Genomic DNA, 24,419 nt, shown 5'->3' with positions numbered 1-24,419 from the left:
AACGGGACCGACTCACCCGAACACCCTTAGAGCGAGGGCGAGTCCGTGCGTTCGTCGTACGTGGCGCGGGCCGTCTCGATGGCGTCGAGGTGGCGGGTGCTCCACTCCAGTAGGGGTGCGGTGGCCTCGCGGAGGGTGGCTCCCATGGGGGTGAGTTCGTAACTGACGTGCGGGGGCATGACGTTGCGGACCGTGCGTGTGAGGATGCCGTCGCGTTCCAGGCTGCGCAGGGTGACGGTCAGCATGCGCTGGCTGATGCCGGTGGTGGCGCGCTTGAGTTCGGTGAAGCGGCGCGGGCCCTGGCTGAGGTTGCGGACGACCAGCAGGGACCACTTGTCGCCGACGATGCCGAGTACGTCGCTGGTCCGGCACGGGTTTTCTGCGGTCATGGTTACCTCCAGGGAACCGGGTCACCGAAATGTGCCTTATTGCCCCAGGTCAGGCGGGTGCATCACGATGAAGGGGCGGTTCCCGAAGCGTACCGAGGTACGAAAGGGAACCGCTCTTCCCCCGTGCTCTGCTGAGAGGTCCCCCTGTGTCGACTTACCTACTTGTCCATGGCGCCTGGCACGACGGCCGCGCCTGGAACCGGCTGGCCCCGCTGCTGCAGGCGGCCGGTCACCGCGTTCTGCACCCCTCCCTGACCGGCTACGGCGACAAGGCGCACCTGCTCGGGCCGGAGGTCGGCCTGGAGACGCATGTCGAGGACGTCGTGCGGCTGATCAAGGACGAGGATCTGACCGATGTCGTGCTGGTCGGCCACAGTTACGCGGGGCTGGTCGTCGCGTCCGTGGCCAATGACGTCCCGGAGCGGATCGCGCATCTTGTGTACCTGGACGCGATGGTTCCGGAGCACGGCGAATCCGCTGTCGACGTACAGCCCATCACGCAGCAGCTGATCGACCTGGCCGCGGCCTCGGACACCCCGTGGCGCATCCCTCCGCTGCCGGAACTCCCGCCGCCGTTCGGGCTGTTCGGTGTGACGGACCCGTCGGACGTGGCCTGGCTGCGCGCCACTCTCTCCGACCATCCTGTGCGGTGCCTCCAGCAGCCGGCCCGCCTGGACAACCCTGCGGCGCACCGCATCCCCCGTACACACGTCCACTGCGTCGGCCCGGCACCGGAGGGCATCACCCGCCGCCGGGTCCCGGCGACCCAGCCGAACGGTTCCCCGTCCCGGGTCCACGAACTGCCCACCGGCCACGACTGCATGATCACCATGCCGAAGGAGCTCGGCGAACTGCTGCTGAACCTCAGCGGCTGAGCGCTCAGGTACCCGGACTGTCGGTGGAGGTCGACTCCTTGCCGGACTCCGCGGGCTGCTGGGTGAAGAAGGCGAGACGCCAGGCGCCGTCCTCCCGTAGCACCGTGAAGGTGTCCCGCAGGGGGCGACCCGCCTTGTCCTCGGCTTCGAGGCGGGCCGAGCCGGTGTCCGGGCCCATGTCGAGGTCGACCCGCACGCCCTCGATCCGCCATCCTCGTCCGCCCCGGTCCGCGAGGATCCGTTCGGCCTCCCGCCTGGACCACGTCTCGTCCTCCACGCCCCCGACGTCGATCAGCCGGGCGACGCTACGGGAGTTCAGGGCGTCGACGTACGCCACGACAGCGGCGCGAGCCCCGTCTGCCGATGCCGAGGAGCTGGATGACGCGGGCTGGTCGTCGCCGGACGCGCAGCCGGACAGCAAGGCCAGTGCGGCCACCGCCGTCAAGGCGGTCGGCAGGCGCCGGCCGGCGCTCATGTCGCCGTCACCGGCAGGACGTCCGGTGACAGGGCCGCCGCGCGGGCCGTCGCCGCCGTCATGCGGCGGCGGTGGTGGCGGCGGCACAGGACCTCGTAGCCGATGGCGTCGGACTGGTTGACGTCGCCGACGACGACCTGGGCGCCCTCGACGACCATCTCGCCGCCGATCGTGCGGGCGTTGTGCGTGGCGCGGGCGCCGCACCAGCACAGGGCCTCGACCTGGAGGACCTCGACGCGGTCGGCCAGTTCGACCAGGCGCTGGGAGCCGGGGAAGAGCTTGGTGCGGAAGTCGGTCGTGATGCCGAAGGCGAAGACGTCGAGGCCCAGGTCGTCGACGATGCGGGCGAGTTGGTCTATCTGCTCCGGGGCGAGGAACTGCGCCTCGTCGGCGATGACGTAGTCGGCGCGGCCGCCCCGGGAGAGGTGGTCGACGACATAGGCGTACAGGTCGGCGCCGTCCTCGACCTCCACCGCGTCGGTGACCAGGCCGAGCCGGGAGGACAGCTTGCCCTCGCCCGCGCGGTCGTCACGCGTGAAGATGATGCCGGCCAGGCCCTGTGCCGAACGGTTGTGCTCGATCTGGAGAGCCAGCGTCGACTTCCCGCAGTCCATGGTTCCGGAGAAGAACACCAGCTCGGGCATGTGGGGTCGAGCGCCTTTCGGTGAGGGAGCCATCAAGGGGTGCGGGGCTTCAGGAGCGTACTTCGAGCAGGGGGACCAACTGCTCGGCGGGGGTCATCGAGCCGTGATTGCCGACCATCGCCGACTCCTTGGGCTCCCGTTCGGACGCGATGATCAGGACGTCGTCCCGCGCGGCCGCGATCACGTCGCCGAGGCGGCCGTGCACCCGCTCGTCGATCTTCGGGCCGAACCAGCCCGCCTCGATCGCCTCGTCCCGCGACGCCACCCAGAACTGCTCCCCCAGCACCTCGCGCCAGCAGGTCAGGACGTCCTGCGCGGCACCGGGCACCGCGTACACGTGCCGCGCTCGGCCCTCGCCGCCCAGCAGGGCGACCCCGGCCCGGAGCTCCCAGTCCGCGTCGAAGTCGATGCGGTGGTCCTCGTCGAAGGGCACGTCGATCATGCCGTGGTCGGCGGTGACGTAGAGCGCGGTGCGCGGCGGGAGCTGTTCGGCCAGGCGCTGGACGAGCCGGTCGACGTACATGAGCTGGCCGCGCCAGGTGTCGGAGTCGACGCCGTAGCGGTGTCCGGCGCCGTCGAGCTCGGCGTAGTACGTGTAGACCAGGGAGCGGTCGCCCGCCGCGAGCTGCTCGGCGGCCAGGTCGACGCGCTCCTCGCCGGCCAGGCGCCCGAGGAAGCGGCCGCCGCTGAGGGCGACCCTGGTGAGCGGGGTGTTCTCGAAGGTGGGGGACGAGACCTGCGCGGCGTGCACGCCCGCGCGGTGCGCCAGCTCGAAGACGGTGGGGTACGGCTGCCAGATCTGCGGCGGCGTCCACGGGTTCCAGCGGAGCTGGTTCATCAGCTCGCCGGTGTCGGGGTTGCGCACGGTGTAGCCGGGCAGGCCGTGGACGCCGGGCGGCTTGCCGGTGCCGACGGAGGCGAGCGACGTCGCCGTGGTCGCCGGGAAGCCCGCGGTGATGGGGTTCCCGCTGCCGCCTCGGGAGCCGGCGAGGAGCGACGTCATGAAGGGCGCCTCGTCGGGGTGCGCCCGCAGCTGCTCCCAGCCGAGCCCGTCGATCAGGAACACGCAGTTGCGGTCGGCGGCGGACAGCTCGGTGATCGCGGCCGTCATGTCCGGTACGCCCATGCCCGCGGCCAGCGTGGGCAGCAGGTCGGCGAGGGATCCGCCGCCGTACTGGGGGGCGGGGGCGGAGGCGACGGCGAGGGGTTCCGGGTGGGCGTCCCAGGCGGCGGTGTGGACCATCAGCGGGCGACGTCCGCGGTCGCCTCGGAGAGCGACTGGGCGAAGAGAAGGGCCTGGCGGACGGTCTCCGGACCGTCACCGGCCTCGCTGACGCGCAGGCTGAGGTCGTCCGCCGTCGAGCTGCCCGTGTAGCCGTGGTCGGCCTCGCAGTTGGGGTCGCCGCAGGCGGCGGGCTCCAGGTCGATCCGGGAGACCGCGCCCCACCCGATGGTGAGGACGATCTCGCGGGGCAGGGTGCCCGGCGTGTACTGCTCCGGGTTGGCGACGACACGGCTGACGACGACCGACGAGATCCGGCCGAGCTTGACCGACTCGGTGGACGTCGTGGCGTACGGCGTCGGGGAGGTGCTGTCGGCGGCCTGCTCGTCGGTGTGGCTGACGATGAAGCGGTTGTGGGTGAGGACGAGCACGGTCACATGCCGGCGCACCTCGTTCTGGTCGAACGTCGTCTCCTGGTGGACCAGGTACGACCGGATGGGCTCGCCGCCCACGGCGGCCTCCACCGCCTCGGCCACGAGGGCCGGGTAGTAGCCGCTGCGCTCGATCGCCGCACGCAGCCCCTGGGTCGTCGTACTGGTCTTGGCCATGACGCCATCCTACGGGGGTGCACTGACTGCGAGGCACCGGTCAAGGTGCTCAGTAGGCGGGCAGGGTCCGCGGCCCGAGGTCGTCGCGGGCGGGCGGCGGCGCCAGCCGCACGGAGGCCCCGAGCACGCTGAGGCCGTGCCCGGCGACGACCACCGGTTCCAGGGTGATGGCGACGACCTCGGGGTGGTCGTGGACCAGCCGTGACACCCGCAGCAGCAGCTCCTCCAGGGCCGGGGTGTCGACGGGTGCGGAGCCCCGCCAGCCGAACAGCAGCGGGGCGGTCCGGATGGCGCGGACCAGCGAGGCGGCATCGCGGTCGGTGACCGGGACCAGGCGGTGCGCCATGTCCCCGAGCAGCTGGGAGGCGGCACCGGCGAGCCCGAAGGACAGCACGGCACCGGCCGCCGGGTCGATCACGGCGCGTACGACGGTGTCGACGCCGCGTGGCGCCATGCGCTGCACGACCGGCCTGAGCTCCTCCGGCTTGCCGAACAGCTCGGCCAACTCGGTGTACGCCCGCCGCAGTTGCTCCTCGTCCGCGAGGTCGAGCCGGACGCCGCCGAGGTCGGCGCGGTGCCGCAGATGGGGCGCGGTGGCCTTGAGCGCGACGGGGTAGCCGAGCGTCTCGGCGGCCTCCACGGCGGCGTCGGCGGTGGGCGCGTGCAGCGCGCGGTGCACCCGGACGCCGTAGGTGCCGAGCAGCTCGCAGGTGTCGTCGGTGCCGAGCGTGAGGCCCTGGCCGCGGGCGAGCAGCCGGTCGATCAGCCGGGCGGCGCCCTTCTCGTCGATGTCGTCGTACTCGGGGACACGGCCGGGTTCGGCGGCCTCGCGCCGCCACTGGGCGTACTTGACGGCTTCGCCGAGTGCGCGGACGGCTCGTTCGGCGGCCGGGTAGGCGGGGATGAGACGGGGTGCGGCGTCACCGTCGCCGTCCGGTCCGGGCTGCGGGTCGGCCGGGAAGTCGAGGGGGCGGACGGGGTGGGGGCGGGGCAGGGTGCCGCGGGCCGTGGCGCCGGTCCGGGGTGCGGTGCTGGCGGCGGCCGACAGGGCCTCGGCCAGTCCGCCCAGCTCGACGTGGACGACCAGGACCGGCTTGCCCGGCACCCGCTCGGCCGCCGACCGCAGGGCTTCGGCGAGCTCGGCGTCCCGGGTCGAGGCGTCGCCGATCCCCGGGATCGCGGTGACCACGACGGCGTCACAGGTGTCGTCGGCGAGCGCGTGGGACAGGGCGGCGTGGAAGTCGGCGGCGGACGCCGCGGTCGTCAGGTCGAGCGGCGGCAGGGGGCGCAGCCCCTCCGCGAGGCAGGCGTCGTACGTGAGCAGGCCCAGCGACTCGGAGTTGCCGAGGATCGCCACCCGGGGGCCGGCCGGCAACGGCTGGCGGGCGAGCAGCAGCCCCGCGTCGACCAGCTCGGTGATGGTGTCGACGCGGATCACACCGGCCTGGCGCAGCAGCGCGGACACGGTGGCGTGCGGCAGCCGTGTGACGCGGACGGTGTGGCCCTGGGGAGCGGCGCCGCCGTGGCGGGCGCCCTGGACCACGACCAGCGGCTTGGCCGCCGCCGTGCGCCGGGCGAGACGGGTGAACTTGCGGGGGTTGCCGATGGACTCCAGGTACATGAGGGCGACATCGGTGTCGGGGTCGTCGTACCAGTACTGGAGGACGTCGTTGCCGCTGACGTCGGCGCGGTTGCCGGAGGAGACGAACGTGGACACGCCGGTGACCCCGGTGACGCCGCCGCCGCGGCGGTGCAGCCGGGAGAGCAGCGCGATGCCGATGGCACCGGACTGGGCGAACAGCCCGATCCGGCCGGGGCGGGGCATCTCGGGGGCGAGGGAGGCGTTCAGCCGGACCTGGTCGGAGGTGTTGATGACGCCGAAGGCGTTGGGGCCGATGATCCGCATGCCGTAGCTGCGCGCCTGCCGGACGAGGGCGCGCTGCCGCTCGCGTCCTTCGGGGCCGCTCTCGGCTTATCCGGCGGAGAGGACGACCAGTCCCTGGACGCCGTGCTCACCGCACTCGGCGACGACGTCGGGCACATGCTCGGCGGGGACGGTGACGACCGCGAGGTCGACCTGCTCCTCGATCTCGCGCACGGACCGGTGCGCGGGCACGCCGTCGATCTCCTCGAGGTCCTTCGGGAACGCCCTGTTCACCGCGTAGACGCGGCCGGTGAACCCGGCGTCCGTGATGTTGCCGAGGACGCCGCGGCCGACGCCGCCCGGGGTGCGCCCGACACCGACGACGACGACCGATCCGGGCACCAGGAGGCGCTGTACGGACCGGGCCTCGGCGCGCTGCTCGCGCGCGTACTGCACGGCGAGCGAGCGGTCGGTGGGCTCCAGGTCGAACTCCAGACGGACGACGCCGTCCTCGAAGCTGCGCTTCTGGGTGTACCCGGCGTCCGTGAACACCTTGATCATCTTGTTGTTGGCGGGCAGCACCTCGGCGGCGAACCGGCGTATGCCGCGCTCCCGGGCGACCGCCGCGATGTGCTCGAGCAGGGCGGAGGCGACGCCGCGCCCCTGGTGGGCGTCCTGGACGAGGAAGGCGACCTCGGCCTCGTCGGCGGGGGCGGACGCGGGCGTCCCGTCGGCGCCGATCCGGTCGTACCGCACGGTGGCGATGAACTCGCCGCCGACGGTGGCCGCGAGTCCCACCCGGTCCACGAAGTCGTGGTGGGTGAAACGGTGGACGTCCTTGGCGGACAGGCGTGGGTAGGGCGCGAAGAAGCGGTAGTACTTCGACTCGTCCGACACCTGTTCGTAGAAGCTGACCAGGCGCTCGGCGTCGTCGACGGTGATGGGGCGGATGCGGGCGGTGCCGCCGTCGCGCAGCACCACGTCGGCTTCCCAGTGGGCGGGGTACACGTGCCGGTCCGAGGCGCTCTGCATGGGGCCAGGTTACGGCTCGCGTACGACACCGGCGCGAGGCAGGCTGTTCCCGACGTCCCGCGGGCCGGGGCCGGGATCCGGCGGCCGTCGAGGCAGGGGCGCCCGGCCCGTTCCGCCGGGCACCCCTCGTGTGGGAAACTGGTCTAGACAACCCTGAACCACGAAGGGCAGCAACACATGGCTGAGCGCCGCGTCAACGTCGGCTGGGCCGAGGGTCTCCACGCCCGCCCCGCCTCCATCTTCGTCCGGGCCGCCACGGCCACGGGAGTCCCGGTGACCATCGCCAAGGCCGACGGCAACCCCGTCAACGCGGCCTCGATGCTGGCCGTCCTGGGCCTGGGCGCCCAGGGTGGCGAGGAGATCGTCCTGGCCTCCGACGCCGAGGGCGCGGACGCCGCCCTCGACCGTCTGGCCAAGCTGGTCGCCGAGGGCCTCGACGAACTGCCCGCGACGGTCTGAGGGTCCGGGCGGGCCTCCCGCACGGACACCGGAAGCCGCGTCCGCCTGACCGGTGGGCGCGGCTTCGTCTTTCCGTCCGGCGCGGCTCGACCTTTTCCACCGGCACGGCTTCGCCTTTCCCGCCGGATTCCCGCTCGAAGCGCATGCAATTTCACGGCGGCGGGCTCCATAATTGCCCGAGCAACCTAAAAAGGGCAGCGAGAATTCATCGCCCCGGAATTGCTCTTCTTTGTATACGGTGCCGGTGTTAATTCCGTAGGCTCGGCATGTTTACGGCATGTTGCGAATTCCTCACACGCTCCGTGCGGTCGCCGCCCGAGCCGAAGCGCAGCCGGTGCGCGGACAGCCCGCGCTCGGTGTGCAGGGTGGTGAGCGCGCGGGCGCGTTCGCCGTCGCCGCGCGCCACCGCGTCCACGATCGCGCCGTGCTCGGCCCAGGTCTCCGCGGGGTCGGCGGACGCCTCCACGGTGTACATCCAGGCGATCTTGTGCCGCAGCTGGGTCAGCGTCGAGGTCAGCGCGGTGCTGCCGGACGCCTGGGCCAGCGTCTCGTGGAACCAGCCGCCCAGCGAGCGCAGATCCTCGCTGTTGCCGCCCCTGGCCCGCTCCTGCCCCAGCCTGACCAGCCCGCGCAGCACCTTGAGGTGGGCCTCGGTGCGCCGCTGGGCGGCCCGGGCGGCGCCGAGCGGTTCCAGCAGGGTGCGCATCTCCAGCACGTCCGCGGCCTCCTGCTCGGTCGGCTCCGCCACGCACGCGCCCGCGTGCCGGCGGGTCACCACGAAGCCCTCCGCCTCCAGGGTGCGCAGCGCCTCGCGCACGGGGACGCGGGAGACGCCGTAGCGGCGGGCGAGGACTTCCTCCGTGAGACGGCCGCCGCGCTCCAGGACACCGGCGACGATGTCGTCCCGGATCGCGGTGCACACCGAGTGCGCCGGAATTCGCATGCCGACCTCCGCCTTAATCCCCGTGAAACGTCGACGAATGACGTGTGTTCAGCGACTCTATGGCAAGGAGCGTGAATTTCCGACGGCAGGCCGGAATCCATGGATATTTTTTGGACAGTCATTGTCCAGAAAGACCGAAAGCCCCGGCTCGGGAGCCGGGGCTGCGGTAAGGCGGTCGGAGACGCCGGAGGTCTCAGATGTCGACGCCGTGCGAGCGGAGGTAGGCGACGGGGTCGATGTCGGAGCCGTACTCGGCGGTGGTGCGCGCCTCGAAGTGCAGATGCGCCCCGGTGACGTTGCCGGTGGCGCCGGACAGGCCGATCTGCTGGCCGGGGGTCACCGTCTGGCCGACCGAGACGCCGATCGACGACAGGTGGCCGTACTGGGTGTAGGTGCCGTCGTTCATCTTGATCACGACGTTGTTGCCGTAGGCGCCGCCCCAGCCGGCCTCCACGACGGTGCCGGCGCCGACCGCGTGCACGGAGGTGCCGCTCGCGGCGTGGAAGTCGATACCGGTGTGGCTGCCGGAGGACCAGACGGCCCCGCCGGACTGGTACGAGGTGGACACGTACGACCCGGCGATCGGGGAGACGTAGGACAGCAGGCGCTTGCGCTCGGCCTCCCGGGCGGCTCGCTCCTTGGCCTCGCGCTCCTCCTTGGCCTTCTCGGCGGCCAGGTGGCGCGCGGCCTCCTCGGCGGCCTGCTTACGGGCCGCGGCCTCGGCGGCGGCCCGCTCCTGGGCGGCGGCCTGCGCGTCGATCTGGAGGGCGATCGTGTCCTCGACGGCGACGACCGGCATGAGACCGGTCTGCTCCGCGGCGGGCTCGGCGGCCAGCGCGGGGGCCGCGAGGGTGCCCACGACGCCGGTGGCGGTGAGGGCGGCGACACCGGCCGCGCGGGCCGTGGTGCGCTCGAACCGGCCGGGCTTGCGGTGCTTCCCGGAGGGGCGGTTCTTCCCCGAGGCGCAACTGAACGCCATGTGGTGGCTGATCCTTTCCTTCCCTCTCGCCTACCGGGTTAGCTGACGGGTTCGGAGCAGGAAGGTCTCCTACGGACCCCCTCGCGGCTGCGCGGGCGTCCGATTCACCCCAGGGACTGCGTGGGTCCCCGGCTCCCCTGGCTCGCGCCGTACGGGGACTCGGCGATGACTGTCCGGTGCCGCGGACGCGGCGCACTGCTGGACGAACAGCCCGGAAGACGCTAAGCGGGGCGGCTTTCAATTCCCAAACGGATCGGGGCTTTTGTAGCGCATCCCACAGGGCAGACAGGCAACCTCCGCATCAATTCGGGCATAAGGGAGCCCCGGTGACACAGCCGTCACCGGGGCTCGCCTCGCGCGCCGGTCCGCAGCGGGGCCGGCGAATCCTCTACTCGGCCGTCACGACGGTGACTTCACCGATGCCGAGGGCCTCCACGGGCTCCCGGATCGCCGAGGCGTCCCCGACGAGGACCGTGACGAGGCGGTCGGCCGGGAAGGCGCTCACGACCGCGGCCGTGGCCTCGACGGTGCCGGTGGCGGCGAGCTGCTGGTACAGCTTCGCCTGGTAGTCGTCGGGCAGATGCTGCTCGACCTGGTCGGCCAGGGTGCCCGCCACGGCGGCGGCCGTCTCGTACTTCAGCGGCGCCACCCCGACGAGGTTCTGCACGGCGAAGTCCCGCTCGGCGTCGGTGAGTCCCTCGGCGGCGATCCCGCGCAGGACGGTCCACAGGTCGTCCAGGGCGGGGCCCGTGTTCGGGGTGTCGACGGAGCCGGTGATGGCGAGCATCGAGGCGCCGGTGCCGTCCGGCGCGGAGCGCAGGACCTGCCCGAAGGCGCGCACGCCGTACGTGTAGCCCTTCTCCTCGCGCAGGACCTTGTCCAGCCGGGAGGTGAGGGTGCCGCCGAGGCAGTACGTGCCGAGCACCTGCGCGGGCCACACACGGTCGTGCCGGTCGGGTCCGATCCGGCCGATCAGCAGCTGCGTCTGGACGGCGCCCGGGCGGTCCACGATGACGACCCGCCCGGTGTCGTCCGCGGTGACCGGCGGGACGGGACGCGGCTCGGCCTGCGAACCGGTCCAGGCACCCAGGCTGTCGCCCAGCAGGGCGTCCAGGTCGACGCCGGTCAGGTCGCCGACGACCACGACGGTGGAGGTGGCGGGGCGGACATGCCGCTCGAAGAAGGCGCGTACGGCCGCGGAGTCGATGCCGGCGACGGTCTCCTCGGTGCCCTGGCGCGGGCGCGACATGCGCGAGGACGCCGGGAAGAGCTGCCGGGACAGCTCCTTGGCCGCCCGGCGCGACGGGTTCGCCAGCTCGTGCGGGATCTCGTCGAGGCGGTTGCGCACCAGGCGCTCCACCTCGGCGTCGGCGAACAGCGGCGCCCTGAGCGCGTCGGCGAGCAGGTCCAGCGCCTTCGGGAGCCGGGAGACCGGCACCTCCAGGCTGACGCGCACACCCGGGTGGTCGGCGTAGGCGTCGAGGGTGGCGCCGCAGCGCTCCAGCTCGGCGGCGTACTCCTCGGCGGTGTGCTTGTCGGTGCCCTCGGACAGGGCCCGCGCCATGATCGTGGCGATGCCGTCGAGGCCCTTGGGCTCGGCGTCGAGCGGGGTGTCGAGGAGGACCTCGACCGCGACGACCTGCTGGCCGGGGCGGTGGCAGCGCAGCACCGTCAGGCCGTTGTCCAGCGTGCCGCGCTCGGGGGCCGGGAACGCCCAGGGGCGGGGCGCGCCGGCCTGGGGCTGCGGGTGGAACTCCATGCTGGCGAGCTCGGTCACTGCGCCGACTCCTCGTTCTCGTCGGTGGTCTCGTCGGCCTCGGCGGCGGTCGGCTCGTAGACGAGCACCGCGCGGTTGTCGGGGCGCAGCCGGGCCTGGGCGACCGCCTGCACCTCCTCGGCGGTGACCTCGAGGACGCGTCCGACGGCGGTGAAGGCGAGCTGCGGGTCGCCGAACAGGACGGCGTACCGGCACAGTTCGTCGGCGCGGCCGGCGCAGGTGCCGAGCCGGTCCAGCCACTCGCGCTCCAGCTGGGCCTGCGCGCGCTCCATCTCCTCGGCGGTGGGGCCCTCCGCGGCGAAGCGGGCGAGCTCCTCGTCGACGGCCGCCTCGATCACGGGCACCTCGACGTCGCCGGAGGTCTTCACGTCCAGCCAGCCCAGGGACGGCGCGCCGGCCAGGCGCAGCAGGCCGAAGCCGGCCGCCACGGCCGTACGGTCGCGTCGCACGAGCCGGTTGTAGAGCCGGGAGGACTCGCCGCCGCCGAGGACGGTGAGCGCCAGGTCGGCGGCGTCGCACTCGCGCGTGCCGTCGCTCGGCAGCCGGTAGGCGGCCATCATCGCGCGCGCCGGGACGTTCTCCTCGACGACCTCGCGCAGCTCCTTGCCGATCACGTCGGGCAGTGAGCCGTCGCGCGGGGCGGGCTTGCCGTCGTGGGCCGGGATGGAGCCGAAGTACTTCTCGACCCAGGCGAGCGTCTGCTCGGGGTCGATGTCGCCGACGATCGACAGCACGGCGTTGTTCGGCGCGTAGTAGGTGCGGAAGAACGCGCGCGCGTCCTCCAGGCTCGCCGCGTCCAGGTCGGCCATCGAGCCGATCGGCGTGTGGTGGTAGGGGTGCCCGTCGGGGTACGACATCGCGGTCAGGCGCTCGAACGCGGTGCCGTACGGGACGTTGTCGTAGCGCTGGCGGCGCTCGTTCTTCACGACGTCCCGCTGGTTCTCCAGGCCCTCCTCGTCGAGCGCGACCAGGAGGCTGCCCATGCGGTCGGCCTCCAGCCACAGCGCGAGCTCCAGCTGGTGGGCGGGCATGGTTTCGAAGTAGTTGGTGCGCTCGAAGCTGGTGGTGCCGTTCGGCGAGCCGCCCGCGCCCTGGACGAGCTCGAAGTGACCCGTGCCCTTCACGCTGTTCGAGCCCTGGAACATCAGGTGCTCGAAGAGGTGGGCGAGTCCGGTACGGCCCTTGACCTCGTGGCGGGAGCCGACGTCGTACCAGAGGCAGACCGCGGCGACCGGTGCGAGGTGGTCCTCGGAGAGCACCACGCGCAGGCCGTTGGCCAGGCGGTGCTCTGTCGCGGTGAGGCCGCCGGATTGTGCCTCCGGTGTGGCCGTGTGACCCATGGGCAAGATGTCCTTCCGGTCGCGTGCGCTGCGTTGTGTCGAGCGGATCCTGCTCAGCTCCTGCCACTGTATGCAGCGTGCGAAGGCTCGGCGAAGTTCCCGGTGGGAACGTTGTGCCGGTCAGGTGGGGACCGCGGCCTCCTTCGTTGCCTGGATGGACCCGCCGGACCCCTCGGCCGGGCCTCACCGGGCCGGTACGGCGGAGCCGGGCGGTCCGGGCCCCGGGCCGACGCCCGGCGGCTCGACCTGGCATGCTTCCCGTCGATCACCCCTGAGGGTGAACGGTCGCGCGGCACCGGCTTGCCGCCGGCGCCGTGCGCGGTCCGGCCGGTGTCCCGTGCGCCACCGCGGTCGCGGGAGGAGACCGGCGTCGGCCACACTCGTCCTCGCCGGGCGGGAGCCCAACATCGGGTCCTGGTCGGTGGTTGTCAGTGCCGCGGTCCACAATGGTCCGCGTCAGACCCGTCACACGCTTGCGCCACAGCACACAGAAGGAGCCGGCAGCGATGGCCCGCCGCAGCACGAAGACCCCGCCGCCCGACGACTCGTTCGAGGAGCGGATCCTCGACATCGACGTCGTCGACGAGATGCAGGGCTCCTTCCTCGAGTACGCCTACTCGGTCATCTACTCGCGTGCCCTCCCGGACGCCCGCGACGGCCTGAAGCCGGTGCACCGGCGCATCGTCTACCAGATGAACGAGATGGGCCTGCGCCCCGACCGCGGCTATGTGAAGTGCGCCCGTGTCGTCGGCGAGGTCATGGGCAAGCTGCACCCGCACGGCGACGCGTCGATCTACGACGCCCTGGTGCGCATGGCCCAGCCCTTCTCGATGCGTGTGCCGCTGGTGGACGGCCACGGCAACTTCGGCTCGCTGGGCAACGACGACCCGCCGGCCGCCATGCGGTACACCGAGTGCCGGCAGGCGCAGGCGACGAGCCTGATGACGGAGTCCATCGACGAGGACACGGTCGACTTCGCCCCGAACTACGACGGCCAGGAGCAGGAGCCGGTCGCCCTGCCGGCCGCCTTCCCGAACCTCCTGGTCAACGGCGCGTCCGGCATCGCCGTCGGCATGGCCACGAACATGCCGCCGCACAACCTCTCCGAGGTCATCGCCGCCGCCCGGCATCTGATCCGCCACCCCAACGCGGATCTCGACACCCTGATGAAGCACGTCCCCGGCCCCGACCTGCCCACCGGCGGCCGGATCGTCGGCCTCTCCGGCATCCGGGACGCCTACGAGACGGGCCGCGGCACCTTCAAGATCCGCGCGACGGTCGAGATCGAGACGGTCACCGCCCGCCGCAAGGGCCTGGTCGTGACCGAGCTGCCCTTCACGGTCGGCCCCGAGAAGGTCATCGCCAAGATCAAGGATCTGGTCGGCTCGAAGAAGCTCCAGGGCATCGCCGACGTCAAGGACCTCACCGACCGCGAGCACGGACTGCGCCTGGTCATCGAGATCAAGAACGGCTTCGTGCCCGAGGCCGTCCTGGAGCAGCTGTACAAGCTGACGCCGATGGAGGAGTCCTTCGGCATCAACAATGTGGCGCTGGTCGACGGGCAGCCCCTCACCCTGGGCCTGAAGGAGCTGCTGGAGGTCTACCTCGACCACCGCTTCGAGGTCGTACGGCGCCGCAGCGAGTTCCGGCGCGGCAAGCGGCGGGACCGGCTGCACCTGGTCGAGGGCCTGCTCACGGCGCTCATCGACATCGACGAGGTCATCCGTCTGATCCGCTCCAGCGAGAACAGCGCGCAGGCCAAGGAGCGTCTGATCGGTCGCTTCTCGCTGTCCGACGTGCAGACGCAGTACATCCTCGACACCCCGCTGCGCCGCCTCACCAAGTTCGACCGCATCGAGCTGGAGGCGGAGAATGAGCGGCTGGGCCAGGAGATCGACGAGCTGACCCGGATCCTGGAGTCGGACGCGGAGCTGCGCAAGCTGGTCTCGGCCGAACTGGCGGCGGTGGCGAAGAAGTTCGGCACCGAGCGGCGTACGGTCCTGCTGGAGTCGGCCGGCACCCAGGTGTCCGCCGTGCCGCTGCAGGTCGCGGACGACCCGTGCCGGGTGCTGCTGTCCTCGACGGGTCTGCTGGCCCGTACGGCGAACGGCGACCCGTTCGCGGACGACGGCGACGCCAAGCGGTCCAAGCACGACGTGATCGTCTCGGCGGTGCCGGCCACGGCCCGCGGCGAGGTCGGCGCGGTGACGTCGACGGGCCGGCTGCTGCGGATCAGCGTGGTCGACCTGCCGCAGCTCCCGGAGACCGCGACGCGGCCCAACCTCGCGGGCGGCGCGCCGCTGACGGAGTTCCTCTCCCTGACGGAGGGCGAGCGGGTGGTCTGTCTGACGACGCTCGACGAGTCCTCCCCCGGTCTGGCGCTCGGCACCGAGCAGGGCGTGGTCAAGCGGGTGGTCCCCGACTACCCGTCCAACAAGGAGGAGCTGGAGGTCATCACCTTGAAGGAGGGTGACCGGATCGTCGGCGCGGTCGAGCTGCGCACCGGCGAGGAGGACCTCGTGTTCATCACGGACGACGCCCAGCTGCTGCGCTACCAGGCCTCCCTGGTGCGCCCGCAGGGCCGTCCGGCGGGCGGTGTGACCGGCATCAAGCTGGCGGAGGGCGCGAAGGTCATCTCCTTCACGGCGGTGGACCCGGCGTCCGACGCGGTGGTGTTCACGGTCGCCGGCTCGCGCGGCACCCTGGACGACTCGGTGCAGACGACGGCGAAGATGACGCCGTTCGACCAGTACCCGCGCAAGGGCCGGGCCACGGGTGGCGTGCGCTGCCAGCGGTTCCTGAAGGGCGAGGACTGCCTCTCCCTGGCCTGGGCGGGTCCCGCCCCGGCGCGGGCCGCCCAGAAGAACGGCACACCGGCCGAGCTGCCCGAGATGGACCCGCGCCGCGACGGCTCGGGTGTGTCCCTGCCGAAGACGGTAGCGGTGGTGGCGGGACCGTTCTGATCCCCGAGGCAGGGCCGCGTCAGGCGGCCTCCTCCGGCTCCCGCACATAGCGAAGGACGCCCCACATGCCGTGCTCGTCCGCGGTGTGCGGGGCGTCGCTCGTACAGGCCCGCAGGTCCTTCTCCAGGGCGGCCGCGTCGATGCCGGAGCCGATGAGGACGAGCTGCGTACGGCGGGCCTCGTCGCCGGGCCACGGCTCCGGGTAGAAGCGCAGGAACGGCCCTACGGCGTGCACGGCGTAGCGGTTCACCGTGTCGTACGCCCCGAAGTCCACGTACCCCTTGATCCGGTACAGCCCGTCGGGCCGCCCGTCGAGAAACGCGATGACCCGCCGCGGATCGAGCGGAACGTCGGAGGCGAAGGACAGGCTGTCGTACCGGGTGTGCAGATGCCCCTCATGATCGCCAAGGTCCCGATCCCGATCGTGCAGATCGTCGAAGGACAACTGCCCGACGCGCTCCTCGCTGGGCCGGCAGTCGAAGAGGAACCCGGGGTCGATCCGGCCGTAGGTGGCGGGGACGACGGCGGCGTGGTCCGTCAGCCCGCGGACGGTTCCGAGCACGCGCTCGGCGTCGGCGGCCCGGTCCAGCTTGTTGACGACGACGAGGTCGGCGAGGGCGAGATGCCGGTCGATCTCGGGGTGCCGGGCGCGGGTGGCGTCGAACTCGGCGGCGTCCACCACCTCGACGAGGCCGCCGTACACGATGCCGGGGTGCTCGCTGGCGAGCAGCATCCGGACGAGTTCCTGCGGCTCGGCGAGCCCGCTGGCCTCGATGACGATGACGTCGATCCCGGCGTCCGGCCGGGCGAGCCGCTCCAGATAGGCGTCCAGCTCGCTGGAGTCGACGGCACAGCAGAGACAGCCGTTGCCCAGGGACACGGTGGAGTCGCCGAGCGCGCCCGCGACGGCGAGCGCGTCGATCTCGATGGCGCCGAAGTCGTTGACGATCGCGCCGATACGGGTGCCTCCGCTGCGGTGGAGGAGGTGGTTGAGCAGAGTCGTCTTGCCGGAACCGAGGAATCCGGCAAGGACGACGACCGGAATCTGCTGCGGACCCTTGCTCGGTTGACGCACCGTGCGACCTCTCTCACGCCGACGGGTGCACCGGCTCGTGGCCCGGCGCACGTACGAGGATTGAATGCCGGACCAGGATACGAGTGGGAAGAATCGCCGCGAAGTGAACGATTGTTAGCAGCACTTGCCGGGCAGACGTCTGGCATGGCGCTGGAGTGTGCGACCCTCGCTTCCCTCTGTGCGCCTCCTCTCCGCCTCCCCGCCGATCAGAGCCGCTCGGCACTCTGGGAGACGGCAAGCGCCGCCCACCGCTCGCCGGTCCCCTCCAGTCGACCCACATCCCGACGACCGGCGGACGGCCGCCGCCTGATTCGGGGGTTGACATGGCCACAAAGATGAACGGGGTACGCGGGCTGAGTACTGCCGTGGCCGCAGGCTTGGGCCTGGTGACAGGAGCCCTTGCCGGCCTGACAGTGCAGCGCCGTGCGCTCGACTTGCTGCGCGTCCGGCTTGAGCAACTGGAAGAACAGGTGGCGCACACGGACCATCACAGCAATCTGGCCAGTCAGCAGCATCTCCACTGGGAACTGCTCAGCAAGGCGATCGACAGCCCGGAACTGGCCGAGGTGTTGGACATCTTCGAGGTCCCGGCATCCCAGCAGAAACGGCGCCAGTACCTGTTCGCCAACGCCCTGTACACGAACCTGCTCTTCTACTACCGCATCGGGAATCTGAGCCGGGAGGAGTTCTTCGGACGCGTCCGAGGGCTGTTGCAGAACCCTGTGGTCAAGGAGTACTGGTTCGCCACCCAGGGCCAGCGTGCCACTCTTCCGGAGGACTCCGACGAGGCGGACTTGGGTCGCATGGTCGACGCGCTGCTTCGACAACTTGACGAGGCCGACGTCGAGGAGTGGTGGGTGGTCGGAGAACCACCGGTCGAGTAGGAGACTCTGCTCCCGTTCCACCGGCGGGATCAACCGTCCGTAGTTCGGGCTCCGGTGACCGCGAGTGCCGCGGGGGCGCTCGCGTTCGCGGCTGGCGCGCGTTACACCCCCGCGGCCGTCGCCGCGCAACCGCTCAGCGCAGCGCGCGCCGAGAATCACACCGGCGGGCGATAACAAACAGGTCAACTGCTCCGTTGACTCAGACGCCACTGGGGTTGACTCACGCACGACCGTGTTGAGCGACTCCACAAGAGCAATAGTCATGCCGCCGGATGACGAGTGCACCCCACAGGGCAGCCTCCAGCCTGCAGCCACCGCGCGCCAGTTCTTAGCCGTGAATCAGAGGTAAGCAACAGTGAGTCAGATCATCCGTCGGATCGGCGTACCCCCCAGCCATCGGGGGAGCACAGGAGGAGGCAATTGTCCGGACATTTTTGAGCTGGCCGATGGGAACTTCGCGGTCATCGGCAGAGAAGCCACAGATGCGCTGGACTCCGACCTTCCCGCCGACGCCTCGCGTGCCGACTACGAACGCATCGTCGTCATCACACGCGAGACCCTGATCCGCGCCAAGGCGGACATTCCAGATGCTTGAGTGACGTATTGCACCGGGTCGACTCCATAGCAGCACCCCACCCAGCATTGCGGGAGCGGCCGGTCGACGCCGCCGCAGGAGTCCCGGCTACTCAACCATGACGGGACGCCTCCAGGTCCGGCGCCCTTCGGCGCCGGACTGTGCACACGGCTCAGGGTGCTTCGGGAACCGGGACCGGGGGTACCGCACCCACATACCGGGCCGACGGCCGGATGATTTTCGAGTCCTCCGCCTGTTCGAGGATGTTGGCGCTCCAGCCGACCACGCGGGCCGCCGCGAAGGTCGGGGTGAACATCTCGCGGGGCAGGCCGCACAGTTCCATGACCACGCCCGCGTAGAACTCGACGTTCGTATGCAGTTCACGGCCCGGCTTCAGTTCCGCCAGGATCGCCTCCACGCGCCGTTCGACCTCCACGGCGAAGTCGACGCGCGGCCCGCCGAAGGACTCGGCGATCTCCCGGAGCATCCGGGACCGGGGGTCCTCGGTCCGGTAGACCGGGTGACCGAAGCCCATGATGCGGTCACCGGCGAGGACGCGTTCACGGATCCAGGAATCGATGCGATCCGGGGTGCCGATCGCGTCCAGCGTGTCCAGCGCCCGGCTGGGAGCACCCCCGTGCAGCGGTCCGGACAGCGCGCCCACCGCGCCCACCGCGCCCACCAGGCAGGCCGCCACATCCGCCCCCGTGGAGGCGATGACCCGCGCCGTAAAGGTTGACGCATTGAACCCATGGTCAATGGTAGAGATCAAGTATTGCTCGACTGCCCGCGCCCGCCGCGCCTCCGGCTCCACCCCCGTCACCATGTACAGATAGTTCGCCGCGTAGGAGAGGTCGTCCCGCGGCTCCACGGGGTCGAGCCCCTCCCCCAGCCGGTACAGCGCGGCCAGCAGCGTGGGTACGGCCGCCGCGGCGACCAGCGTGTCCCGGCGGCGCCGCTCCGCGTCGATGTCGTACACCGGCCGGAACCCCTTCGCCGCCCCCAGCAGGGACAACGCGCTGCGCAGACCGGCCGGCGGACCGGAGCGTCCGCTCGCCGCGGCGATCGCCGGCAGGACGGCCCGCACCTCATCGGGCAGCCGCCTCAGCGCGGCGGTCTCGGCGGCGAAGGCGGCGGCCCGTGCGGCGTCCGGCAGTTCCCCATGGACGAGGAGGTGCCAGACGTCCTCGAAGGGCCGGGTCCGCGCCAGTTCGACGGCCGAGTACTGACGGTAGTGATAGAAGCCCTCACGCCCCCGGACGTCCCCGACCTCGGTGTCGGTCACGACGACCCCCGCGAGCCCGCGCGGCACGTCGACGAGTGTGGCTGCTGACCTGTTGACGGACATGGTTTCCTCCCTGGACATGATTCGACTGTCCATGCTTGACTGATTTCCTGTCAACATTGATTCAATCAATACGGCTGTCCATGTACCGACCGGCTGGATACGGTGACCCCATGCGCGATCAAGAACCCGGCCCGGAGGGCAGGCGGCTGACCACCCGCGAGGCCGCCGAGCTGCTCGGCGTGAAGCCCGAGACCGTGTACGCGTACGTCAGCCGCGGTCACCTCAGCAGCCGCCGCGCGCCCGGCGGCCGGGGCAGCACCTTCGACGTCCGGGAGGTCGAGACGCTCGCCCGCCGCAACAGACGGGAGAGCGCGCCCGGTTCGGGTTCCGGCGCCGAGCTGTCGGTACGGACGGCCCTCACCCTCATCGAGGGCGACCGCTACTACTTCCGGGGCGTGGACGCGACCGAGCTGGCCGCACGGCGCTCCTACGAGGAGGTCGCCGAGTGGCTGTGGACGGGCAGGCTGCGCCCCGGCGTCACCTTCACCGCGCCCGCCGCCTCCGTCGCCGCCGCCCGCCGCGCCGCAGGCGCCCTGCCCGAGCACGCCGGTCCCGTCGACCGCCTGCGGGTCGCGGCGGTCGCCGCCGCGGCCGCCGACCCGCTGCGCTTCGACCTGGCCGAGAAGTCCGTGCTCGCCACCGCGCGCACCCTGATCCCGACGCTCGTCGCCGCCCTCGGCCCCGCCGACCCCACCGACCGTGACGAGGGCCCGCTCGCCCGCCGCCTGTGGGGACGGCTCAGCGGACGCCCCGCCGACGACAAGACGCTGCGGGTGCTGGACACGGCGCTCGCCCTGCTCGTCGATCACGACCTGGCCGCCTCCACCCTCGCCGTACGCGTCGCGGCGTCGGCCCGCGCGCACGCCTACGCGGCCGTCTCGGCGGGTCTGGGCGTGCTCGAGGGCCCCCTGCACGGCGCGGCCAGCGGACTGGCGCACAAGCTGATCGTGGAGGTGCTCGACCGGGGTGACGCCAGCCCCGTCATCGCCGAGGAACTTCGGGCGGGCCGCCGCATCCCGGGGCTCGGCCACCGGCTCTACACCGGCGAGGACCCCCGCGCGCGTCTGCTGTTCACCCTGCTGCGGGAGCTGCCGCAGTGCGAGCCCGCCCTCGCCGCCGTCCACGACATCGTCGCGACGGCCGCCCGCCACACCCCGCTGCACGCCAACGTCGACCTGGCGCTCGCCGTGTTCACCGCGTCGTTCACGATGCCCGCGACGGCAGGCGAGACGATCTTCGCGGTGGGCCGTACGGCGGGCTGGATCGCCCACGCCCTGGAGGAGTACGGCGAACGCCCGCTGCGCATGCGGCCGTCGGGGATGTACGTCGGCTCCAAGCCGCCCCAGCCGCTGCCGCGCCCCCTGCCCGAGTAGCCCGCAAAGCCGCACCCGCACCGTGTCGTACGGGGCTGAAGAGTCGCCCGGCGTGGCTCAGGTTAGGCTCACCTCTGTGAGTACGTGCACGACCGTCTCGCAGGACCTCGATGAGCCCATCGCGGGGACCGCGGCGACCGCGACGACCTGGCTGCTGCTGGAGCAGCCCGGGCCGTGGGGTGCCAAGGCACTCACCCAGAGCCATCTCGATCCCGCGCTGGGCCGCGCGCTGGAAGCCGCCGCGCAGGGCACCGGCGTGCGGATCGCGCTGATCCGCCGGCCCGGCCGGCACGCCGACTACAAACGCCCGTCCGAGCGCCGCGTCTACGCCGCCCACACCGTGCCGGGCGGTGTATGGCTGCGTACCGCCACGGTCCGGGACCCGCGTCAGCTGCTCGAGCTGGATCTCGCCGCCCTCGGCCGGGGCGAGCACCACACCTTCGACTCGGTGCTGGGGGGCCACGCCCACACCGGTGATCCGCTCGCGCTGGTGTGCACCAACGGCAAGCGCGACCGCTGCTGCGCCCTGCTCGGCCGGCCGCTCGCCGCCGAGCTGGCAGCCTCCGGCGTGGACGGTGTCTGGGAGGTCACGCATCTGGGCGGCCACCGTTTCTCGCCGACGCTGCTGGTGCTGCCGTACGGCTATGCCTATGGGCGCGCCGAGGCGGATGTCGTGCGGAGGGTGCTGGACGGGGTCCGGGAGGGCCGGATCGTCGGCGAGGGCTGCCGGGGGAACTCCGCTTGGGAGCGGCCCGGCCAGGCCGCCGAGCTCGCGGTGCGCAGGACGACGGGTGAGTCCGCCGCCGAGGCGCTGAGCGTCGTACGGACGGAGGGTGCCGCTCCGCTGTGGGAGGTGACCGTGGCCCATGTGGACGGGCGGCGCTGGCGGGTCGACGTGGCCCAGGGTGCCGCGCAGCCGCCGCGCCCCGAGAAGTGCGGCACCTCGGTGCTGGGCTCGCCCGCGCGCATGGACGTCGTCGCCGTACGGGAGCTCAGGACGACGGCGACGGCCACAGCCCTCGCCGGCTGACCCTGCGGGCGGATGCCCGGCGTGCCGTAGGCGTACGAACCAAGCGCAGGCTCCCGTACGAGATCCCCGCCACATCCCCCTACGGCCCGCCCCGCACCCCCGCGTACGGTCAGGGCATGAGCCCCACCTCCCTCGTCCGCCGGCTGCGCCTGCGCCTGGGTCTGCCCCGGCGCATGTTCGCGCAGGTGCTGCTGATGCAGGTGGCGATCGCGGCGGGCGTGGCGGTGCTGGCGACCGGCTTGTTCCTGGCGCCGCTCAGCGACCAGCTGGACGACCAGGCGATGCGCCGTGCGCTGTCCATCGCCCAGACCACGGCGGCCCAGCCGCAGATCGCCACCGATCTGACGACGACCCCGGCGACGGCCGGTGGTCCGGTGCAGCGGGAGGCGGAGCGGATCCGCGCGGCGACCCGGGCCGAGTACGTCGTCGTGATGGACCGGCGGGGCGTGCGCTGGTCCCACCCGACCGCGGGCGAGATCGGCCGGCTCGTCTCGACCGACCCAGGGCGGGCGCTGGCCGGGCACGAGGTCATGCAGATCGACGACGGCACGCTGGGCCGCACCGCGCGCGGCAAGGTGCCGTTGCGCGACGAGGAGGGCCGGATCGTCGGCGCGGTCTCGGTCGGGATCGCGTACGACAGTGTGCGGGCGAGGCTGCTGCACACGATCCCGGGGCTGTTCGCGTACGCGGGCGGCGCTCTGGCGGTCGGGGCGTTGGCCGCCTGGCTGATCTCCCGGCGGCTCCAGCGGCAGACCCGTGACCTGGCCTTCTCCGACATCTCGGCGCTGCTGGCGGAGCGCGAGGCGATGCTGCACGGCATCCGGGAGGGCGTCGTCGCACTGGATCGCACGGGCCGTATCCGGCTCCTCAACGACGAGGCCCGGCGGCTGCTCGGCCTCGGCGACGAGGCGGTGGGCCGCTCCCTCGATGAGGCGCTCGGCACCGGCCGTACCGCCGATGTGCTGGCCGGACGGGTCACCGGCACCGATCTGCTCACGGTACGCGGGCAGCGCGTCCTGGTCGCCAACCGCATGCCCACCGACGACGGCGGTGCCGTGGCCACCCTGCGCGACCGCACGGAGCTGGAGCAGCTCGGCCGGGAGCTCGACTCGACACGCGGCCTGATCGACGCCCTGCGCGCCCAGGACCACGAGCACGCCAACCGGATGCACACCCTCCTGGGCCTGCTGGAGCTGGAGATGTACGACGACGCCGTGGAGTTCGTCGGGGAGGTCGTCGGCGACCACCGGGCCACCTCGGAGGAGGTCGCCGAGAAGATCCAGGACCCGCTGCTCGCCGCACTGCTGGTCGGCAAGGCGACCGTGGCGGCCGAGCGGGGCGTCGCGCTGCGCCTGTCGGAGCGCACCGGGCTCCCGGACCGCCTGGTCGACCCGCAAGGGCTGGTGACCGTCGTGGGGAACCTCGTGGACAACGCCCTGGACGCCGTCGCCGCCACCCCGCACGCGCGCGTGGAGGTCGAACTGCGCGCCGAGGGCCGCGTGGTGACCCTCGTCGTCCGGGACACCGGGCCGGGAATCCCGGTGGCACAGCGTGAGTTGATCTTCACCGAGGGCTGGTCCACCAAACAGCGCCCGGCCCACCGTGAGCGCGGGATCGGGTTGTCGCTCGTACGGCGTCTGACCGAACGGCAGGGTGGCACGGCCCGTGTGGACGAGGCGGCGGGCGGCGGCGCCGAGTTCACGGTGGTCCTGCCCGAGGCACTGACCGAGTCGGTCGCTGAAGAGCCCGTGGCCGCGCACACCGTCGCCGAGGAGGAGTCGCGATGATCGAGGTCCTGGTCGTGGACGACGACACGCGCGTGGCGCGGGTCAACGCCGCGTACGTCGAGAAGGTGCCGGGCTTCCGTGTGGCCGGCGAGGCGCACACGGCGGCCGAGGCCCTGCGGCAGGTGACGGAGCTGCCGCGGCTGGACCTGGTGCTCATGGACCACTATCTGCCCGACGACACCGGTCTCGCGGTGGTCGGGGAGATGCGGCGGCTCGGCCACCAGACCGACGTGATCATGGTGACGGCGGCGCGTGACGTGTCGACCGTGCAGGCGGCGATGCGGCTCGGCGCGCTCCAGTACCTGGTGAAGCCGTTCGCCTTCGCGGGGCTGCGCGCCAAGCTGGAGGCGTACGCGGAGCTGCGCCGCACCCTCGACGGCGGCGGCGAGGCGGAACAGGCCGAGGTGGACCGGATCTTCGGCGCCCTGTCCGCGCCGTCGGAGCCGAACCTGCCCAAGGGCCACTCCCCCACCACCGCCGAGTCGGTGCGCCGGGCCCTGATGAACGCCACGGGGCCGCTGTCGGCCCAGGAGATCGCCGAGCGGACGGGCGTGAGCCGGCAGACCGCACAGCGCTATCTCAAGCTTCTGGAGCGGACCGGGCGGGCCCGCCTCACCCTCAGGTACGGGGACGCGGGCCGCCCTGAGCACCGGTATGTGTGGGCGACCCGCGCCTGAGGCACGGCCCGTGGGGGCGGGGGAAGGAACCGTGCCGCCCTTTCATACGGACGCCGGCGGCCGAAACGTCACCGGTGCGCGGTGATTCCCCACCCCGGGGA

The 24,419-nt window shown here is 72.1% G+C and carries 22 protein-coding genes and 1 riboswitch; of the genes, 9 read left to right on the top strand and 13 right to left on the bottom strand.

Annotated features, from left to right (window positions below):
* Nucleotides 1–26 precede the first annotated feature (26 nt).
* Nucleotides 27–389, bottom strand: a complete 363-nt coding sequence (locus KBY32_RS26220; protein ID WP_210981862.1) for a helix-turn-helix domain-containing protein — start codon at nt 387–389, stop codon at nt 27–29.
* A gap of 146 nt (nt 390–535) precedes the next feature.
* Here KBY32_RS26220 and KBY32_RS26215 point away from each other — a divergent pair, with 146 nt between their 5' ends.
* Nucleotides 536–1,264: an alpha/beta hydrolase gene (locus tag KBY32_RS26215; RefSeq protein ID WP_210981861.1), complete on the top strand. Its 729-nt coding sequence runs from the start codon at nt 536–538 to the stop codon at nt 1,262–1,264.
* Nucleotides 1,265–1,268: 4 nt separating this feature from the next.
* Here the strand turns inward: KBY32_RS26215 and KBY32_RS26210 are convergent, their stop codons facing one another.
* The 6 genes from KBY32_RS26210 to KBY32_RS36010 all read right to left on the bottom strand — a co-directional run bounded on the left by KBY32_RS26210 (nt 1,269) and on the right by KBY32_RS36010 (nt 7,109).
* Nucleotides 1,269–1,739 carry a hypothetical protein gene (locus tag KBY32_RS26210; RefSeq protein ID WP_210981860.1) on the bottom strand — a complete coding sequence of 157 codons (471 nt, stop codon included), beginning with the start codon at nt 1,737–1,739 and terminating at the stop codon, nt 1,269–1,271.
* A complete protein-coding gene (locus KBY32_RS26205) occupies nt 1,736–2,383 on the bottom strand; it encodes a thymidine kinase (RefSeq protein WP_115504862.1) in 648 nt (215 codons plus the stop codon). The genes KBY32_RS26210 and KBY32_RS26205 overlap by 4 nt, the downstream gene beginning before the upstream one ends.
* Before the next feature lie 49 nt (nt 2,384–2,432).
* Nucleotides 2,433–3,626, bottom strand: a complete 1,194-nt coding sequence (locus tag KBY32_RS26200; protein WP_210981859.1) for an alkaline phosphatase family protein — start codon at nt 3,624–3,626, stop codon at nt 2,433–2,435.
* Nucleotides 3,626–4,213 carry a DUF5998 family protein gene (locus KBY32_RS26195; protein ID WP_055622092.1) on the bottom strand — a complete coding sequence of 196 codons (588 nt, stop codon included), beginning with the start codon at nt 4,211–4,213 and terminating at the stop codon, nt 3,626–3,628. Before KBY32_RS26195 ends, KBY32_RS26200 begins: the two co-directional genes overlap by 1 nt.
* A gap of 49 nt (nt 4,214–4,262) precedes the next feature.
* Nucleotides 4,263–6,038: an acetate--CoA ligase family protein gene (locus KBY32_RS36015; RefSeq protein ID WP_374224995.1), complete on the bottom strand. Its 1,776-nt coding sequence runs from the start codon at nt 6,036–6,038 to the stop codon at nt 4,263–4,265.
* Nucleotides 6,039–6,185: 147 nt separating this feature from the next.
* Nucleotides 6,186–7,109, bottom strand: a complete 924-nt coding sequence (locus tag KBY32_RS36010; RefSeq protein WP_374224993.1) for a GNAT family N-acetyltransferase — start codon at nt 7,107–7,109, stop codon at nt 6,186–6,188.
* A 177-nt stretch (nt 7,110–7,286) separates the two neighbouring features.
* Here KBY32_RS36010 and KBY32_RS26185 point away from each other — a divergent pair, with 177 nt between their 5' ends.
* Nucleotides 7,287–7,568, top strand: coding sequence for an HPr family phosphocarrier protein (locus KBY32_RS26185; protein ID WP_055622094.1), 282 nt, complete (start codon nt 7,287–7,289; stop codon nt 7,566–7,568).
* A gap of 247 nt (nt 7,569–7,815) precedes the next feature.
* On the opposite strand, the gene KBY32_RS26180 is transcribed toward KBY32_RS26185, so the two are convergent.
* From KBY32_RS26180 to KBY32_RS26165, 4 genes are all read right to left on the bottom strand, one after another.
* Nucleotides 7,816–8,511 (bottom strand): GntR family transcriptional regulator, encoded by a 696-nt coding sequence (locus tag KBY32_RS26180; RefSeq protein WP_115504865.1) that lies wholly within the window; start codon nt 8,509–8,511, stop codon nt 7,816–7,818.
* 193 nt (nt 8,512–8,704) lie between these two features.
* Nucleotides 8,705–9,490, bottom strand: coding sequence for a M23 family metallopeptidase (locus KBY32_RS26175; protein WP_115504866.1), 786 nt, complete (start codon nt 9,488–9,490; stop codon nt 8,705–8,707).
* A 12-nt stretch (nt 9,491–9,502) separates the two neighbouring features.
* Nucleotides 9,503–9,665, bottom strand: a riboswitch (cyclic di-AMP (ydaO/yuaA leader).
* Between the two features lie 213 nt (nt 9,666–9,878).
* Entirely contained in the window at nt 9,879–11,267 is a 1,389-nt protein-coding gene (locus tag KBY32_RS26170) for a pitrilysin family protein (protein ID WP_108709067.1), read from the bottom strand.
* Entirely contained in the window at nt 11,264–12,607 is a 1,344-nt protein-coding gene (locus KBY32_RS26165; protein ID WP_055622098.1) for a pitrilysin family protein, read from the bottom strand. The genes KBY32_RS26170 and KBY32_RS26165 overlap by 4 nt, the downstream gene beginning before the upstream one ends.
* A gap of 506 nt (nt 12,608–13,113) precedes the next feature.
* Here KBY32_RS26165 and KBY32_RS26160 point away from each other — a divergent pair.
* Complete coding sequence (locus KBY32_RS26160; protein ID WP_210981858.1) at nt 13,114–15,570, top strand: DNA topoisomerase (ATP-hydrolyzing) subunit A; 2,457 nt, start codon at nt 13,114–13,116, stop codon at nt 15,568–15,570.
* Nucleotides 15,571–15,589: 19 nt separating this feature from the next.
* Here the strand turns inward: KBY32_RS26160 and KBY32_RS26155 are convergent, their stop codons facing one another.
* Complete coding sequence (locus KBY32_RS26155; RefSeq protein ID WP_210981857.1) at nt 15,590–16,645, bottom strand: GTP-binding protein; 1,056 nt, start codon at nt 16,643–16,645, stop codon at nt 15,590–15,592.
* A gap of 323 nt (nt 16,646–16,968) precedes the next feature.
* On the opposite strand from KBY32_RS26155, the gene KBY32_RS26150 reads away from it, so the two are divergent.
* Together KBY32_RS26150 and KBY32_RS26145 are read left to right on the top strand one after the other, a co-directional pair.
* A complete protein-coding gene (locus tag KBY32_RS26150; protein WP_210981856.1) occupies nt 16,969–17,529 on the top strand; it encodes a DUF6082 family protein in 561 nt (186 codons plus the stop codon).
* Nucleotides 17,530–17,884: 355 nt separating this feature from the next.
* Nucleotides 17,885–18,124 carry a hypothetical protein gene (locus KBY32_RS26145; protein WP_308293796.1) on the top strand — a complete coding sequence of 80 codons (240 nt, stop codon included), beginning with the start codon at nt 17,885–17,887 and terminating at the stop codon, nt 18,122–18,124.
* 151 nt (nt 18,125–18,275) lie between these two features.
* Here the strand turns inward: KBY32_RS26145 and KBY32_RS26140 are convergent, their stop codons facing one another.
* Nucleotides 18,276–19,451 (bottom strand): citrate synthase/methylcitrate synthase, encoded by a 1,176-nt coding sequence (locus KBY32_RS26140; RefSeq protein WP_210981932.1) that lies wholly within the window; start codon nt 19,449–19,451, stop codon nt 18,276–18,278.
* A 110-nt stretch (nt 19,452–19,561) separates the two neighbouring features.
* Here KBY32_RS26140 and KBY32_RS26135 point away from each other — a divergent pair, with 110 nt between their 5' ends.
* From KBY32_RS26135 to KBY32_RS26120, 4 genes are all read left to right on the top strand, one after another.
* Nucleotides 19,562–20,824, top strand: a complete 1,263-nt coding sequence (locus KBY32_RS26135; protein WP_210981855.1) for a citrate synthase — start codon at nt 19,562–19,564, stop codon at nt 20,822–20,824.
* Nucleotides 20,825–20,900: 76 nt separating this feature from the next.
* Entirely contained in the window at nt 20,901–21,854 is a 954-nt protein-coding gene (locus tag KBY32_RS26130) for a sucrase ferredoxin (protein WP_210981854.1), read from the top strand.
* A gap of 116 nt (nt 21,855–21,970) precedes the next feature.
* Nucleotides 21,971–23,641: a sensor histidine kinase gene (locus tag KBY32_RS26125; RefSeq protein ID WP_210981853.1), complete on the top strand. Its 1,671-nt coding sequence runs from the start codon at nt 21,971–21,973 to the stop codon at nt 23,639–23,641.
* Nucleotides 23,638–24,318 (top strand): response regulator, encoded by a 681-nt coding sequence (locus KBY32_RS26120; RefSeq protein WP_210981852.1) that lies wholly within the window; start codon nt 23,638–23,640, stop codon nt 24,316–24,318. Before KBY32_RS26125 ends, KBY32_RS26120 begins: the two co-directional genes overlap by 4 nt.
* Nucleotides 24,319–24,419 lie beyond the last annotated feature (101 nt).

The organism is Streptomyces sp. RK62, from assembly GCF_018070255.1.
GTDB classification, from domain to species: domain Bacteria; phylum Actinomycetota; class Actinomycetes; order Streptomycetales; family Streptomycetaceae; genus Streptomyces; species Streptomyces nigra.
Note: the sequence above shows the minus strand (reverse complement) of the source record. Positions and strands in the feature narration are given on the sequence as shown.

Excerpts from the sequence above, each read along its gene's own strand:
- KBY32_RS26220 (WP_210981862.1), bottom strand. The coding sequence starts at position 389 with ATGACCGCAGAAAACCCGTGCCGGACCAGCGACGTACTCGGCATCGTC.
- KBY32_RS26210 (WP_210981860.1), bottom strand. The coding sequence starts at position 1,739 with ATGAGCGCCGGCCGGCGCCTGCCGACCGCCTTGACGGCGGTGGCCGCA.
- KBY32_RS26205 (WP_115504862.1), bottom strand. The coding sequence starts at position 2,383 with ATGCCCGAGCTGGTGTTCTTCTCCGGAACCATGGACTGCGGGAAGTCG.
- KBY32_RS26200 (WP_210981859.1), bottom strand. The coding sequence starts at position 3,626 with ATGGTCCACACCGCCGCCTGGGACGCCCACCCGGAACCCCTCGCCGTC.
- KBY32_RS26195 (WP_055622092.1), bottom strand. The coding sequence starts at position 4,213 with ATGGCCAAGACCAGTACGACGACCCAGGGGCTGCGTGCGGCGATCGAG.
- KBY32_RS36015 (WP_374224995.1), bottom strand. The coding sequence starts at position 6,038 with ATGCCCCGCCCCGGCCGGATCGGGCTGTTCGCCCAGTCCGGTGCCATC.
- KBY32_RS36010 (WP_374224993.1), bottom strand. The coding sequence starts at position 7,109 with ATGCAGAGCGCCTCGGACCGGCACGTGTACCCCGCCCACTGGGAAGCC.
- KBY32_RS26185 (WP_055622094.1), top strand. The coding sequence starts at position 7,287 with ATGGCTGAGCGCCGCGTCAACGTCGGCTGGGCCGAGGGTCTCCACGCC.
- KBY32_RS26180 (WP_115504865.1), bottom strand. The coding sequence starts at position 8,511 with ATGCGAATTCCGGCGCACTCGGTGTGCACCGCGATCCGGGACGACATC.
- KBY32_RS26175 (WP_115504866.1), bottom strand. The coding sequence starts at position 9,490 with ATGGCGTTCAGTTGCGCCTCGGGGAAGAACCGCCCCTCCGGGAAGCAC.
- KBY32_RS26165 (WP_055622098.1), bottom strand. The coding sequence starts at position 12,607 with ATGGGTCACACGGCCACACCGGAGGCACAATCCGGCGGCCTCACCGCG.
- KBY32_RS26160 (WP_210981858.1), top strand. The coding sequence starts at position 13,114 with ATGGCCCGCCGCAGCACGAAGACCCCGCCGCCCGACGACTCGTTCGAG.
- KBY32_RS26150 (WP_210981856.1), top strand. The coding sequence starts at position 16,969 with ATGGCCACAAAGATGAACGGGGTACGCGGGCTGAGTACTGCCGTGGCC.
- KBY32_RS26140 (WP_210981932.1), bottom strand. The coding sequence starts at position 19,451 with ATGTCCGTCAACAGGTCAGCAGCCACACTCGTCGACGTGCCGCGCGGG.
- KBY32_RS26135 (WP_210981855.1), top strand. The coding sequence starts at position 19,562 with ATGCGCGATCAAGAACCCGGCCCGGAGGGCAGGCGGCTGACCACCCGC.
- KBY32_RS26125 (WP_210981853.1), top strand. The coding sequence starts at position 21,971 with ATGAGCCCCACCTCCCTCGTCCGCCGGCTGCGCCTGCGCCTGGGTCTG.
- KBY32_RS26120 (WP_210981852.1), top strand. The coding sequence starts at position 23,638 with ATGATCGAGGTCCTGGTCGTGGACGACGACACGCGCGTGGCGCGGGTC.